10 protein-coding genes are annotated in these 14,195 nt (G+C 39.1%); 6 read left to right on the top strand and 4 right to left on the bottom strand.

Annotated features, from left to right (window positions below; translation table 11 throughout):
- Positions 1-44 precede the first annotated feature (44 nt).
- The gene (locus ACY2A0_RS16655) at positions 45-1,241 is read right to left on the bottom strand and encodes a pyridoxal phosphate-dependent aminotransferase (protein WP_427528445.1); all 1,197 of its coding nucleotides are present in this window, start codon (positions 1,239-1,241) and stop codon (positions 45-47) included.
- A gap of 195 nt (positions 1,242-1,436) precedes the next feature.
- On the opposite strand from ACY2A0_RS16655, the gene ACY2A0_RS16660 reads away from it, so the two are divergent.
- The 4 genes from ACY2A0_RS16660 (at position 1,437) to ACY2A0_RS16675 (ending at position 5,671) form a co-directional block, all read left to right on the top strand.
- Positions 1,437-2,414, top strand: a complete 978-nt coding sequence (locus ACY2A0_RS16660; protein ID WP_461790508.1) for a cation diffusion facilitator family transporter — start codon at positions 1,437-1,439, stop codon at positions 2,412-2,414.
- Positions 2,411-2,854: an NUDIX domain-containing protein gene (locus ACY2A0_RS16665; RefSeq protein ID WP_461790509.1), complete on the top strand. Its 444-nt coding sequence runs from the start codon at positions 2,411-2,413 to the stop codon at positions 2,852-2,854. Before ACY2A0_RS16660 ends, ACY2A0_RS16665 begins: the two co-directional genes overlap by 4 nt.
- Before the next feature lie 4 nt (positions 2,855-2,858).
- Positions 2,859-3,722 carry a lysostaphin resistance A-like protein gene (locus tag ACY2A0_RS16670; protein WP_461790510.1) on the top strand — a complete coding sequence of 288 codons (864 nt, stop codon included), beginning with the start codon at positions 2,859-2,861 and terminating at the stop codon, positions 3,720-3,722.
- Positions 3,723-3,889: 167 nt separating this feature from the next.
- On the top strand, positions 3,890-5,671 hold the full coding sequence (locus tag ACY2A0_RS16675; protein WP_461790511.1) for a response regulator: 1,782 nt from the start codon (positions 3,890-3,892) through the stop codon (positions 5,669-5,671).
- Here the strand turns inward: ACY2A0_RS16675 and ACY2A0_RS16680 are convergent, their stop codons facing one another.
- The 3 genes from ACY2A0_RS16680 to ACY2A0_RS16690 all read right to left on the bottom strand — a co-directional run bounded on the left by ACY2A0_RS16680 (position 5,672) and on the right by ACY2A0_RS16690 (position 9,590).
- Entirely contained in the window at positions 5,672-6,406 is a 735-nt protein-coding gene (locus tag ACY2A0_RS16680) for an MIP/aquaporin family protein (protein WP_461790512.1), read from the bottom strand.
- Between the two features lie 75 nt (positions 6,407-6,481).
- Positions 6,482-7,969 carry a glycerol kinase GlpK gene (gene glpK, locus ACY2A0_RS16685; RefSeq protein WP_461790513.1) on the bottom strand — a complete coding sequence of 496 codons (1,488 nt, stop codon included), beginning with the start codon at positions 7,967-7,969 and terminating at the stop codon, positions 6,482-6,484.
- Positions 7,970-7,994: 25 nt separating this feature from the next.
- Positions 7,995-9,590 carry a glycerol-3-phosphate dehydrogenase/oxidase gene (locus ACY2A0_RS16690; RefSeq protein ID WP_461790514.1) on the bottom strand — a complete coding sequence of 532 codons (1,596 nt, stop codon included), beginning with the start codon at positions 9,588-9,590 and terminating at the stop codon, positions 7,995-7,997.
- Between the two features lie 149 nt (positions 9,591-9,739).
- Here ACY2A0_RS16690 and ACY2A0_RS16695 point away from each other — a divergent pair, with 149 nt between their 5' ends.
- Both ACY2A0_RS16695 and ACY2A0_RS16700 read left to right on the top strand, forming a co-directional pair.
- Positions 9,740-10,501, top strand: a complete 762-nt coding sequence (locus tag ACY2A0_RS16695) for a DeoR/GlpR family DNA-binding transcription regulator (RefSeq protein WP_461791073.1) — start codon at positions 9,740-9,742, stop codon at positions 10,499-10,501.
- A gap of 364 nt (positions 10,502-10,865) precedes the next feature.
- Positions 10,866-14,186, top strand: coding sequence for a SusC/RagA family TonB-linked outer membrane protein (locus ACY2A0_RS16700; protein ID WP_461790515.1), 3,321 nt, complete (start codon positions 10,866-10,868; stop codon positions 14,184-14,186).
- Positions 14,187-14,195 lie beyond the last annotated feature (9 nt).

Below are 14,195 nucleotides of genomic sequence, written 5' to 3' on the forward strand. Positions count from 1 at the left end.
CTGATAATAAATCAGAGCGCTTTGCTATTTTTATTGGGTGTTGTTTAGCTCAACTTACCCAAAGCTTCTTTAATTCTTCTTAAAGCCTCTACTAAACTTTCGTCAGAAGCGGCGTAAGATAAGCGGATGTAGTTGTCGTTACCAAAGCTGTCGCCTCCTACAGTAGCTACGTGTCCAACGTTTAAAAGATACAACGCTAAATCGCTAGAGTTTTTGATTACATTACCGTCAGCGTCTTTTTTACCAAAGAAAGAACTGATCTCTGGAAAGAAATAAAAGGCACCTTCCGGTAAGTTGGTTTTTACACCTGGAATATCTTTCAATAAGTCGTAAACCAGTTGTCTGCGGCGGGCAAATGCTTTTTTCATTTCATTTACCGAATCTAAGCCCTGCTCATAAGCTACGATACCAGCACGTTGTGCAATAGAACAAGTACCAGAGGTAGTTTGACCTTGTAGCTTATCGTTAGCAGCGGCAATTTCTTTACTTGCAGCGATGTAACCCAAGCGCCATCCAGTCATAGCGAAGGCTTTAGAGAAACCATTTACAATGATTACGCGATCCTTAACGCTAGGGAACTGAGCAATAGATTCGTGTTTATCCACAAAATTGATGTGCTCGTAAATTTCATCTGATAGGATGAAGATATTAGGGTGCTTTTCGAAAACTTTTGCCAAAGCAGCTAGTTCATCTTTGCTGTAAACCGTACCTGTTGGGTTATTTGGCGAAGAGAACATGAACAACTTACTTTTTGGCGTAATTGCCGCCTCTAACTGTTCAGGGGTAATTTTAAAATCACTCTCAATAGAAGTATTGATAAAAACAGATTTACCTTCGGCCAAGGTCACCATTTCTGAATACGAAACCCAGTATGGCGTAGGAATAATTACTTCATCGCCGGGATTAATTAAGGTTAGTATCACGTTAGAAAGTGATTGCTTAGCGCCTGTTGAAACCACAATTTGCGAAGCATCATAATCCAAATTGTTTTCAGTTTTAAGCTTGTTTACAATCGCTTGGCGCAGTTCTGGGTATCCCGGTACTGGCGAGTAGCGTGTAAAGTTATCGTCCAAAGCCTTTTTTGCAGCTTCTTTAACATGGTCTGGTGTGTTAAAGTCTGGCTCGCCAACACTTAAACTGATTACATTTACGCCTTTTGCAGCTAGCTCGCGACCCAATTTGGTCATTTTTAGCGTAGCTGATTCCGATAGGTTGTTTATTCTGTCTGATAAAATGCTCATGATTTTTTTGTGAGATAGCAAATATAAAAACCTTATTTATAAAGCCCTAATAAAAGATGTCTTTTTATATTAATTGTGCAAGTTTAAATAGCTTTTGTTGGAATTTTTACAATCTTTTTCTCATCCTATCGTTTTTTAAACAATTCGCAAAAATCAGGCATTAAAGCGTAGCTTTGCGGTTTAAATTCTATCGTTTTGACAAGTAATAAAAAGGCCATTTTATTGTCGCTTTGCGTGAGCATTTTACTGATGCTTGCAAAGTTTGTAGCGTATTTCATCACCAACTCAAATGCGATTTTAACGGATGCCGCCGAAAGTATTGTAAATGTATTAGCGAGTGGCTTTGCGTTTTACAGTATTTATTTAGCTACGCTGCCTAAAGATGAAAATCACCCGTATGGACACGGCAAAGTTGAGTTTTTTTCCGCATTTGTGGAGGGTGTGCTCATTGGAATTGCTGGCTTTGTAATTTTAGCGAAATCCATTTACAGTTTGTTTTATGGCAACGAAGTATCTGATTTATATAATGGAGCTTTGATTATTGGTGCCACCGGGCTGGTTAATATGATTGTAGGCATGTACCTCATTAAAACGGGTAAAGCTAACAAATCTTTAACATTGGAAGCCGATGGTAAGCATTTACTAACTGATGCGGTGAGTAGTGCTGGTTTAGTTGCAGGTATTATCATCATTCAGCTTACCCAGATTTTATGGTTAGACAGTGTGATCTCTATCGGGCTTGGCATCTATATCATTTTTAACGGGTATAAACTTACCAGGCGCTCGGTGGGCGGATTGATGGACGAGAGCAACCTGGAATTGGTGAAAGGGGTGGTTGAAGTGCTGCAGGAAAATCGCCAGCCGAGCTGGATAGACATACACAACTTGAGAGCGCAGCAATATGGCGCAGATTTGCACATTGATTGCCATGTTACACTGCCTTATTACTTTGATTTGAACGCTGTGCATAAAGAAATTTCGGATATCGATCGATTGATCAACCAATCTTTGGAACACCGAACGGAATTGTTTATTCATGCTGACCCTTGTTTGCCAGCTTGTTGTCACTATTGCAAAATGGCCAATTGTCCAGTGCGTGCCGAAGCATTTAACGGTGAAATTAAATGGGATATGGAAAACGTCACCAAGAACCAAAAACATTTTAGCCAGTGAGTTATTTTAATGTCAGAGTATACGGATTGTTAATTAACGACAAAAATGAATTGCTACTTAGCGATGAATTTGCTGCTGGGATTAGTTTTACCAAATTTCCTGGCGGCGGCTTAGAGCTTGGAGAGGGGTTGATTGACGGTTTGAAGCGAGAGTTTATGGAGGAATGTGAAGCGGAAATAGAAGTGTTAAGCCATTTTTACACTACGGATTTTTTTGAAAAATCATCTTTTAACGATAGTCAAGTGCTCAGCATATACTACTTAGTAAAAGCCGTAAGTCCTTTAAACCTCAGCTTTAAAACGACAGCGTTCGATTTTGACGAAGGTAAGGAGCAAAGTTTCAGGTGGATTAAAATTGATGAACTAACTGCTGATCATGTTACTTTTAGAACCGAAAAAACCGTAGTTGATTTATTGAAAGCAACATTTAGTAATCACTAATCTCATGGAGCACTTTACACCTATATTCAGAGTTTTGCTGTTTTTTTTCCTTTGTGTGTTGTGTCTTGTGCCTTTTGTTTGGCTGGCGGATATGCATGTGCTGCCGTTGGCTCCGAACGACTTGTTGGCCGATATGTCATCAGAGTTAAGCATCTTTCTAGCGACATTAGGTGGCCTGCTGATGATGTTCAAATTGTTTCCATTTCTTGATTTTTATTCGGTATTTATAAGGAAAGAAGCGGCGTTGCAAAATGTTTTGAAAGGGTCAGTAATCGGTTTTTTGGCGATAGCCGCATGTTCGGCAGTACTTTATTTTAGTGGTTTTGTCGTATTTAAGCCTTCCCATATTTTGCTTTCTACGTTTGCACTGTACGTTTTTTATTATTTGCTCATCGCCCTTGCTGAAGAATTTCTATTTAGAAGTTTTGTGTTGTTGGCATTCGCCGAACGGTATGCATTATGGATTGCTTGTTTAGTTAATGGCTTCTTGTTTGTTTTGGTTCACGGTGCTAATCCAGATTTGAGTGCAGTTGGGGTAACCAACATCTTTTTAGTGGGCATATTACTCAGCATTTATACGTTACAGCAACAAAGTATATTTTGGGCAGTAGGCATTCACTTTGGATGGAATTTAACGCAAGGGTTAATTTTTGGTTACCACGTAAGTGGGATAGTAGTTCCAGGAGTTTTACAAGCAAGTCCTCAAGGATTGAGCTATCTTTCTGGCGGCAGTTTTGGTTTGGAAGGTTCGCTTTATACCACTGCCTTATTGGTTTTTTGGATGATTTGGTTAGTTGTAAGAAATAGCTGGGGACAAGTTGAAATTTGTGATCCAAAGCTTCTAAATGAGACTGAATTAGACGGGTAGAAAAGATCAATCGTTAAGTTTGTAAATAAAATTTGATTGGATTTTAGTTTAGATCCATCTCATCTTCAGCAATATTTGCTATCTCCTTCTAACGTCGGACACCTCGTTTTTTACAATATAATTGTGTCATTAATAAAAGCTATGCTTAAATTAGTGCCACACGCACTATGTTTATAATAAGCAACTTTACTTCTAAAATCAAGGAAAGAGAAACCGACCCAATTAATCAAGCAAGAGCTTTAGTACTTCCTTATTTTCTTTTGGGTTATTTTTTACTTGGCATTTTGTTAGCGGTATGTTATTTGTATACCAACCAAATGCCGCAATTTATCAGAGCTTGTTTAGTCTGTGTTTCAACAGTAACGCTCTTAATTGTCTTGTATTTTTCCAATTCTTGGCGTATTGTATCGCATTTCATTCTAATGCTAATTACATTGTTGGGCGTATGGGCAAATTTGTTTATTTATGTTCATGGTGTCAACGCAGCAACTTTACAATATGTTTGGTTGGCATCAGCGTTGGGGTTTTATATGCACGGATCGCGTTGGGGTTTATTCTATGCTGGTTTAAATATTATTCCAATTTTGATTGATGCATCTTTTAATCAACTGGATTATTTCTTTTTCAGCCAAGGACCTCAGGTTGTGGCAAAACCTATTTATGTACTGGTTTTAACCTTTGATTTTGTAGTAATTTCGTTTTTGCACTACTATTTTTTCAAGTCTTTTAATGGCAATATTGTGCAGTTAATGGAAACTAAAGATCAGTTAAATGCGATTAATGAGAAGCTAAAAATTACAGTTGACGAAATTAAGGAGCTTTCTAATGTGCGAATGAATTTTTTGTCTACAATGTCGCACGAATTGCGTACGCCGTTAAACGGTGTGGTGGGCCTTACTAATGTATTGATTCATCAGCATCCAAGAGCAGATCAAGAAGAAACACTCGCTGTATTGAAATTCTCCGCCGAAAACTTATTGACCTTAGTGAATGACATTTTAGATTTCAACAAATTGGATTCGGATGTAGTAGAGTTGGAACGCATTCCGTTTAGCCTCTCTGGTTTGGTAGCTAATATTTATGCTGCCACCAAACTGAAAGCTGCAGAAAAACAGTTGAATTTTAAAGTTGACATCGCAGAAGAACTCAAGCATATCTCTTTGATCGGCGATCCTACACGTTTAACCCAGGTGTTGTTGAATTTGATAAACAACGCCATCAAGTTTACCGAAAAAGGTAGCGTAAGCTTAACCTGTGACAGTTTAATGTTTAACGGTGATACTGTAAAAGTTAAATTTATAGTGGCTGATACAGGCATTGGCATAGATAAAGAAAGTCAGGAAGGAATTTTTAATGAATTTGTGCAAGCTTCCAAAAGCATTACAAGAAATTACGGCGGAACAGGCTTAGGCTTACCAATTGTTAAGAAAGTGCTGAAGCTTCATCAGTCAGAAATTTTTGTTGATAGTACCGTAGGAGGAGGGGCCAATTTTAGCTTCTGCATTACTTTTTCTTACACAACCGTTTTACATGAAAGTGATATTGCTTCTGATAAGCTGGCTTTGCCGAATCTATCAGAATTTAATGTATTGGTAGTGGAGGACAACTCGGTAAATGTTATGGTGGTGAGAAAGATACTAAGTCGTTTGCATATCAATCCGGAGGTGGCAGACAATGGAAGTGAAGCAATCAAATTGATAGAGAAAAATAGTTATGATTTGATTTTGATGGATCTTTATATGCCTGTTTTAGATGGATATGAAACCGCTAAAATGATTAGAGGTATGACAAATCTGACAAAGGCAAGCACACCGATAATTGCCTTAACTGCCACTGTAAATAATCAAGTAATTGACGAAGTGATGAAAGCCGGTATGAACGCCTATCTTTCTAAACCTTTTCATCCAGACGATTTGTTTGCCGAAATAAAAAAGTATGTGGCAAATTAGTTATCCAATTTTTAGATAAAGATGAAGCAAGGCCGCGATTGATGCGCCGATAATTGGTCCTATAACTGGAATCCAAGCGTAAGGCCAATTGCTACTGCCTTTACCTTTCATTGGGATGATGCTGTGCACTATGCGTGGTCCTAAATCTCTAGCAGGATTGATTGCATATCCTGTGGTACCGCCCAAACTTAATCCAATTACCCAAACTAAAAATGTTACTGGAAGCGCACCCACCGATCCTAATCCAATTGGTGTTTTTTCGGTTCCAAATTCAGCACCTGTGATGTAAAAAATTACGAAGATCAGTACAAAAGTTCCCAGGATTTCTGAAAATAGGTTCGATTTTTTATTCAAAATTGCAGGTGCAGTAGCAAATGGAGCAGCCTTCAATCCGGCATCTGGTGTTGCATCAAAGTGATCTTTGTAGAAAATCCACACTAGGAACGATCCAGTCATTGCACCACCTAATTGCGCCAAAATGTAAAAAGGGACTTTTGCCCATTCAAACATATTTGCTATTGCCAATGCTAAGGTTACCGCTGGGTTAAGGTGGGCACCACTATGCGGTCCAGCTACTACCACCGCAACGAAAACTGCTAAAGCCCAGGCCGTTGTAATTACGATCCAGCCACTGTTTTGGCCTTTAGTGCCTGTTAAAACTACATTGGCCACAACGCCATTACCTAAAAAGATCATGATAGCGGTGGCTATAAATTCTGCAATATAACTGTTCATTTTAGTTTGGTTGTTTTTTGGTTGATTTGCAATATTGTAGCGTATCGTCAGCTAATTTAACGATTAGATACCTAATTATTCCGCATTTGCGATAGCTGCTTTAACAGCTTTTTTCCAGCCATCTATGCGTTTACTATTGTCTATACCTTGATCGGCCACAAAGGTTTGGTCAATCTTCCATTGAGATTTGATTTCCTCGATATCTTTCCAAAAACCAGTAGCCAAACCAGCCAAATATGCTGCGCCAATAGCCGTCACTTCGGTTACAACTGGCCTAATCACTTTACTTTTCAATAAATCAGCTTGAAACTGCATTAACAAGTTATTGGCAGTTGCGCCGCCATCAACCCTCAGTTCAGCGATTTCTGTATCGGCATCAGCTTGCATGGCATTTAACACATCCATGGTTTGGTAAGCGATACTTTCTATAGCTGCCCGGGCAATATGCGCTTTATTAGTTCCTCTGGTTATGCCGGTTATGGTTCCTCTCGCCTCCTGATTCCAGTAGGGAGCGCCCAATCCCGCGAATGCAGGTACAATGTAAACACCTTGCGTATCTTCTACCTGTGTAGCTAATTTCTCCACATCGGCTGATTTTTGAATAATGCCAAGCTCATCTCTAAGCCATTGCACAATTGCACCAGCTATAAAGATGCTGCCTTCCAAAGCATAGTTCACCTTTCCATCGATTTGCCATGCGATGGTGGTCAACAAATTATTCGATGATGTTTTAGCTTCTTCTCCAATATTCATTAGCATGAAGCAGCCAGTGCCGTAGGTATTTTTTACCATGCCGGGTTCGGTACACATTTGTCCAAACAATGCCGACTGCTGATCTCCAGCTATACCTGCAATTGGAAGCTGCGCCGCAAGAATGTTACCTGCTGTGTGCCCATAAACTTCACTTGACGATTTCACTTCAGGTAACATCGAACTTGGAATGCCGAACAAATTTAAAAGCTCCTGGTCCCACGTCAAATCATGAATATTGTAGATCATGGTTCTGGATGCGTTAGTGACATCAGTTATGTGAACTTTTCCAGCGGTTAAATTCCAAATTAACCAGCTATCTATGGTTCCAAAAGCAAGCTCGCCGTTATCGGCTTTTTCCTTTGCTCCGTCTACATTTTCCAGAATCCATTTTACTTTGGTTGCAGAAAAATAGGAGTCGATGATCAGTCCGGTTTTCTTTTGGATTTTATCCGATAAGCCTTGCTTTTTAATTTCGTTGCAATAAACTGATGTTCTTCTATCTTGCCAAACTATCGCATTGTAGATAGGTTTTCCAGTATTACGATCCCAAACCACGGTAGTTTCGCGTTGGTTGGTAATTCCTATCGCATCAATATCTTTAGCGTTTAAGCCTGCCTTTGCAATTACCTCTGTAGCTACGGCCAGTTGTGTCGACCAAATTTCGTTCGGATTGTGCTCAACCCAGCCAGCTTGCGGATAAATCTGCGTAAACTCTTTCTGCGCTATTGCTACTATTTCCCCCGAGTGGTCGAAAATAATAGCTCGCGAACTTGTAGTCCCTTGATCCAGAGATAAAATGTACTTGCTCATAGCTGTTTATATTTGGCCGAAGCTACTAAACTGCAAGTGCAGCTTGTTCTTCTACTTTGCTTTTCGTTTTGTAAGTGTAACCTTCCGCTAATTTAGTAAAAGATTTCACTTGTTCTTCTTCCCACTGTTTGGTAGCGCCTGTTTCTTTCGCCATAATTGCAGCTACGGTGCTGCTCATTTCAATGGCGGCTACTGCATCAATAATTAGTATCCTCATGCGTCTGCTCAAAATATCCTCTACTGTTTCGGCCATTTCATTTCTAACACTCCAAACCACTTCTGCCTGTGTATGAGGGAAATTAGGATGTAGTTTTTCTTTCAATTGCGGATTTTCCAGCATTAGCTTTTCAATTGCATTTCTATCTGATCCGTAAATGTTAAGATAACTATCGCCAGTATTATTTTGACAGCCATGTATCGGTAATTTCTCGGTAGGGCAGGCCGTAAAGTTCAATCCACCTTCTTTAATGGCTAAGTCAACTGTTTCTTCGGCCATGCGGCGATACGTTGTCCACTTTCCGCCAGTAATGGTAATTAAACCTTTGGCTGATACCATTAATTTATGATCTCTACTAATTTCCTTTGTACTGTTTGGATTGCTATCGCTCGGTGCTGCTAAAGGCCTTAATCCTGAGAAAACGCTTAGGATATCCGTCTCTGTTGGTTTTGTTTTGAAGTAGGTACCAGCAGTATTTAAGATAAAATTGGTTTCTTCTTTTAAAGCTCTTGGTTCCAGGCTGTGTTCGTTTAAAGGGGTGTCAGTAGTTCCAACTAATAGATGATCATGCCATTGCACTGCAAAAAGTACCCTGCCATCCGATGTTTTTGGGATCATCAGTGCCGAGTTGCTGTTTAGGAACTCCTTTTTAAGCACAATGTGAACACCCTGACTAGGACGTACGGTTGTCTTCGCTTTCGAATCGTTCATTTTTAAAATGTCGTCAACAAAAACGCCGGTAGCATTAATGATTACCTTTCCATAAAAGCTATAACTTTCATTGGTGATGCAATCGGTTGCGCTAATGCCCTTAACTGTATTGCCATCTTTAATTAGGTTGGTTACTTTCATGTAGTTCACCAACTTGGCACCTTGTTCTGCTGCTGTTTGGGCAATATTGATGGCTAAGCGTGCATCATCAAATCGGCCGTCGAAATATCTAATAGCGCCTTTTAAGCCTTTCTCTTTAATTCCGGGCATGATATTCAACGTTTCTTTTTTAGAGAAATATTTCGATGTTCCGAAGCTGAAACGTCCAGCTAGCCAGTCGTAAAGTTTTAAGCCAATAAGGTATTTCGCTACTGAAAACCAATCGTAGCAAGGAATAATAAATTCCTCTTTGTGTACTAAATGTGCTGCGTTTTTTTGCATCAATCCACGTTCTTTCAAGGCGTGCTTTACTAGGGCAATATCACCCTGAGCTAAATACCTTACGCCGCCATGAACTAGTTTTGTACTTCTGCTAGAAGTTCCCTTAGCAAAATCAGCTTGTTCTATTAATAAAGTTTTCAGTCCTCTGCTTGCTGCATCTAAAGCGGTGCCCAATCCAGTCGCCCCACCTCCAATAATTATCATATCCCACTCGGACCTATCTATTAAGTTATGATTATGAATTCTCTGCATAATTAAATGTAATAAAACGAAACAATAAGCAATTATACGTAATACAATTCGAAATAGTTAAAATTTATTAGAAATATTTTAATTAGATAAATATGGATTGCGTTTTTGTATTAATTGTTAACTTGCGATTAAATATGAAGGCTATGAGTATGACACTTGCCGAGAGGCATCAATTTATTCTTAATCGCATACAGCAAGATCAATATATCAACGTTGTTGAACTATGTAAAGAGCTGAAGGTGTCTTCCGTAACCATTAGGAAGGACTTAAAGCTTCTGGAAGATAAACATTTGCTTTTTAGGACTCACGGTGGAGCTACATTGAATAATCCGTATACTGTAGATCGTCCTGTTAATGAGAAGGAAAAAATCCAATCCACAGAAAAGAATAAGATTGGTATGGCTGCTGCTAAATTATTGAAAGCCAATGATTCTATTGTAGTGGCATCAGGTACTACCTTGTTATATTTTGCAAAGAATGTTCCTTCGGGTTTGAACCTCACTGTGGTGACTTCATCTCTTATTATATCGATGGAATTTTTAAGGGCGCCAGAGGTAGAAGTGATTCAGTTGGGTGGGTTGTTAAGAAAAAGTTCTTCGTCTGTGATGGGTTCTTACGCAGAACAGGTGCTTTCGGATTTTTACTTTAATACACTATTTTTAGGGGTTGATGGCATAGACTTAGAACATGGTTTTACGACCACTAATGCAATGGAGGCACATCTGAATCGCCACATGATTAAAGTTTCGCAGAAAGTGGTGGTGCTTGCAGATTCAACTAAGTTTGGTAAACGGGGTTTCGGCAAAATCTGCGGTTTTGAAGATGTAGATCAAATCATTACAGATAAAGGTATATCGCAACAAATGATTAACCACTTGGAGGGTCTTGGTATTACGGTTACTGTAGTATAGCTTTTTTGCAATAAAGAAATATAAGGCACGAGTTTTCGTGCCTTTTTTGTTTCGTTTCGTTTTGTGTTACAATATTTTTCCAGTAATGTATTTTATTTTTAACGCCTCAAACCGTGTTAAATACCCTTTTAGTGCAAATAATTAAAGGTTTATTTTGATAAATGTGAAATTATTTTTAGTTTCACTTTGTTTTGTATTATACTTGTAATTCATTTAATGATGCAAAATTAAATGAATTGTAATTGCGAATTGTTTCATATAGTTAATGCTTAGTTAATATTTATTTAACACGAGCAGGGTACTTTTGCGACAATTCGGGAAAATTATAATCAGAAACTAGTAAATAACCCGATATAAATTAATTATGAACAAAACAATTACTAAAAGGGCAGGCGTGTTTCAATACGCTACGGAGTGTGCCAGCATTCCGAAACCGCAACTTTCTGTAATGAGTAATCTGAAAAGGCTAGCGCTGAGAAATGTAGGAAGTATTGCATTTCTATTAGCGTTGTTCCTGCAGTTTTTGCCATTGCAAGATGTAGTTGCTCAAACGCAATCACAAAACATTACAGTTAAAGGTAAGGTAGTAGATGATAGTGATAACAGCGGTGTGCCAGGGGTAAGTATTGCCGATAACAACAAAAAGGTATTAGGCCTTACCGATGTGAACGGTGGTTTTACGATTACTATTGCTAAAGGAACTACTGTTAACTTTACTATGATTGGTTATACCGTGGTTAGCAGAACATTTGCTACTGCCCAAAGCGATGTAAGCATCAGGTTCAAATCCTCAACTAACGAATTAAACACGGTTGTAGTTACAGCATTAGGTATTAAAAGGGAGCAAAAAGCCCTTGGATACGCAGTAACAACGGTTGATAGTACTCAAATTACCAATGCGGTAGCAAGTAACTGGACAGATGCGCTTTCTGGTAAGGTTGCTGGTTTGAACTTAGTACGTAACGGAGGTCCTGCAGGCTCTAACAAAATCATATTACGTGGTGAGAATAACTTGACTGGAGCTGATAATGAGGCGCTGGTTGTTATAGATGGTGTAGTGGCTAGTAGCAGTTCTAAACGTACAGCTGCAACAGGTGGTGGTGTTTATGGTACCTCTGGTGATATTATGCCTGCGGATTTTGGTAGTGGTTTAAACGATTTAAATCCGGATGATATTGAGAGCGTTAGCGTTTTGAAAGGCCCTGCTGCGTCAGCGCTTTATGGCCAACGTGGTGCAAATGGAGCTATCATTATCACTACAAAATCAGCTAGTAAGAACAAAAAAGTTTTAGGGATAACTTTTACTTCTAACAGTACTTGGGAAGATATTAACCGTAGACCAGATAGACAGAGCGAATATGGACAAGGTCAGTTTGGTGTATCTTACTTTTCGTATGGTGCAACGGCCGACGGTGCTAGTACAAATGCTACAAGTGCATCGTGGGGAGCGCCTTTTACGCCAGGTGCAATGTTTTACCAATATGATCCAGCTACACAAGCTAGAGGTTTGGAAAGAACCCCTTGGGTAGCTTACGGAGATCCTATTGATGCTTTCTTTGTTACTGGATTTCAATCAAGTAATTCAGTGAGTTTAGATGGTACCTATAAAAAAGTGGCCATGAGGTTATCGGCAAGTCACGGAAGCAACGAGTGGATTGTACCTAATACTGGTTTAGAGAGAACTACCGTAGCTTTTAATGCTAATACTGACATAACTAAGAAATTAAATATCAATATTAAAGTACAGTACAATAATAGAAATAGTGATAACTTACCAGCAACGGGTTATGGTAACCAATCATTAATGTACTGGTTCATGTTTGCTCAACCAAACGTAAATACTGATTGGTATAGAGATTACTGGGTGAGAGGCCAAGAATTAAGAAGGTTAGTGAATATTACCACTACTAACCCTGAAAGTCCTTATGCGATCTCTGAGCTTTACTTAAATGGCCAACGTAGAAATGGCTGGTTAGGTAGCATCCAAGCAAACTATAAATTCACCAAAGAGTTGAGTTTAATGGTGAGGGCTTCCGGCGACTTCAATAAAGACGTTCGTGAAACCAGACGTCCTTGGGATGCTTCGGGTAACAGATTTGCCCAAGGTTCATATCGTGTAAACAACATTCGTTCTTACGAAATCAATGCCGATTTCATGTTGAGATATGAAAAGAAAGTTTCAAAGGATTTTAATGTGACAGCAAGCGTTGGCGGAAGTCAAATGCGCAATGAATATGATAGGTTAGAAGTGAGGGCTGATGGATTGGTTGAGCCTGGAGTTTATATGCTAAACAACAACCAAAATCCGTTAATAAATGTACCCGATACTTCTAGATATCGCTTGAATAGCTTCTATGCCCTCGCATCGATAGCATTTAAAAACTACCTATTTTTAGACTTAACTGCACGTCAGGATTGGAATAGTACGCTAGCTACTTTAACCAGAACTGATAATGTAGGCTTCTTCTATCCTTCGGCAAGTTTGGCATTTGTAGCTTCTGATTATTGGAAACTTCCAAAAAGTATCAGCTTTGCTAAGCTGAGAGCTTCATGGGCTCAGGTTGGAAGCGGAAGTTCAACTCCTTATCGTACAGTATACAATTATTTGATTGCTGCCGATGGTGTTTATCCTGATGGTGCAATGACGAATCCTACCGTTCTGCCTAATCCAAATTTAAAACCTTTGATTACAACAACCGTAGAAGTAGGTTTAGATTTGAAGTTATTTAAAAACAGGTTGAATTTCGATTTTGCGATGTATGCTGGTAACACAAAAAACCAAATTTTAAATCGAATCATTGATCGTTCTACTGGTTATAACGTAGGTGTGTTTAACGTTGGTAGGGTTGATAACAAGGGTATAGAGTTAGCGGTAAACGGAACTCCAATCAAAAGCAAAAACTTCTCTTGGACGTTAAATGGTACGTTCACTGCAAACAGAAATAAGATTAAAGAGCTCGCAGATACTTCTGTAGTATTAAGAACAGGAGCATTGGGCGGTGGACAAGTAGTTGCCACTGTTGGAGGTAGCATGGGCGATATGTATGGTAGAGGTTTCTTAAGATCTCCAGACGGACAAATCGTTTTTGATGCAACTACCGGCTACGCAAGGCCAACTGCTGACCTTATCTATTTGGGTAATACTATTCCTCAATTTAGATTCAGTTTTGGTACTGGTATGAGCTACAAACAAGTTAGTATGAATGTGTTGTTCGATGCGCAATTTGGTGCGGTTGGTCATTCGCTTACATTCTCGCGTATGGCATCATTGGGTAAACTTAAGTTGACCTTGCCAGGGCGATACAATGGCGTAATTGGTCAGGGTGTAATACAAAATGCTGATGGTAGCTATCGTCCTAACGATGTTGTAGCTACTAACTTGGAAAGTTACTACACTGCACTTTATGGGTCTGACCAAGCGGAAGGAAGTATTTTCAGAACAGATTATTTAAAGTTTAGAGAAGCAAATATTACTTACACCTTCAATAAGAAGTTTTTGAAAAGAATTGGTTTCACTAAATTAACATTAGGGGCCTTCGGTCGTGACTTGTTCATCTGGTCACCTTGGCCAGCTTTCGATCCTGAGTTCGGTACCTTAGCAGGTTCTGATATTCAGCAAGGTTTTGAAACAGGTCAATTGCCTTCCACAAGGACAATGGGAGTTCGTTTAGTTGTAGGTATCTAATATTAAGGA

The sequence above is a fragment of the Pedobacter sp. genome, assembly GCF_965249885.1.
In the GTDB taxonomy this organism is placed as follows: Bacteria; Bacteroidota; Bacteroidia; order Sphingobacteriales; family Sphingobacteriaceae; genus Pedobacter.

Bases quoted from the DNA above. Each gene is read 5' to 3' on its own strand.
- ACY2A0_RS16655 (WP_427528445.1), bottom strand. From the start codon at position 1,241: ATGAGCATTTTATCAGACAGAATAAACAACCTATCGGAATCAGCTACG.
- ACY2A0_RS16670 (WP_461790510.1), top strand. From the start codon at position 2,859: ATGGAGCACTTTACACCTATATTCAGAGTTTTGCTGTTTTTTTTCCTT.
- ACY2A0_RS16675 (WP_461790511.1), top strand. From the start codon at position 3,890: ATGTTTATAATAAGCAACTTTACTTCTAAAATCAAGGAAAGAGAAACC.
- ACY2A0_RS16680 (WP_461790512.1), bottom strand. From the start codon at position 6,406: ATGAACAGTTATATTGCAGAATTTATAGCCACCGCTATCATGATCTTT.
- glpK (WP_461790513.1), bottom strand. From the start codon at position 7,969: ATGAGCAAGTACATTTTATCTCTGGATCAAGGGACTACAAGTTCGCGA.
- ACY2A0_RS16690 (WP_461790514.1), bottom strand. From the start codon at position 9,590: ATGCAGAGAATTCATAATCATAACTTAATAGATAGGTCCGAGTGGGAT.
- ACY2A0_RS16695 (WP_461791073.1), top strand. From the start codon at position 9,740: ATGACACTTGCCGAGAGGCATCAATTTATTCTTAATCGCATACAGCAA.
- ACY2A0_RS16700 (WP_461790515.1), top strand. From the start codon at position 10,866: ATGAACAAAACAATTACTAAAAGGGCAGGCGTGTTTCAATACGCTACG.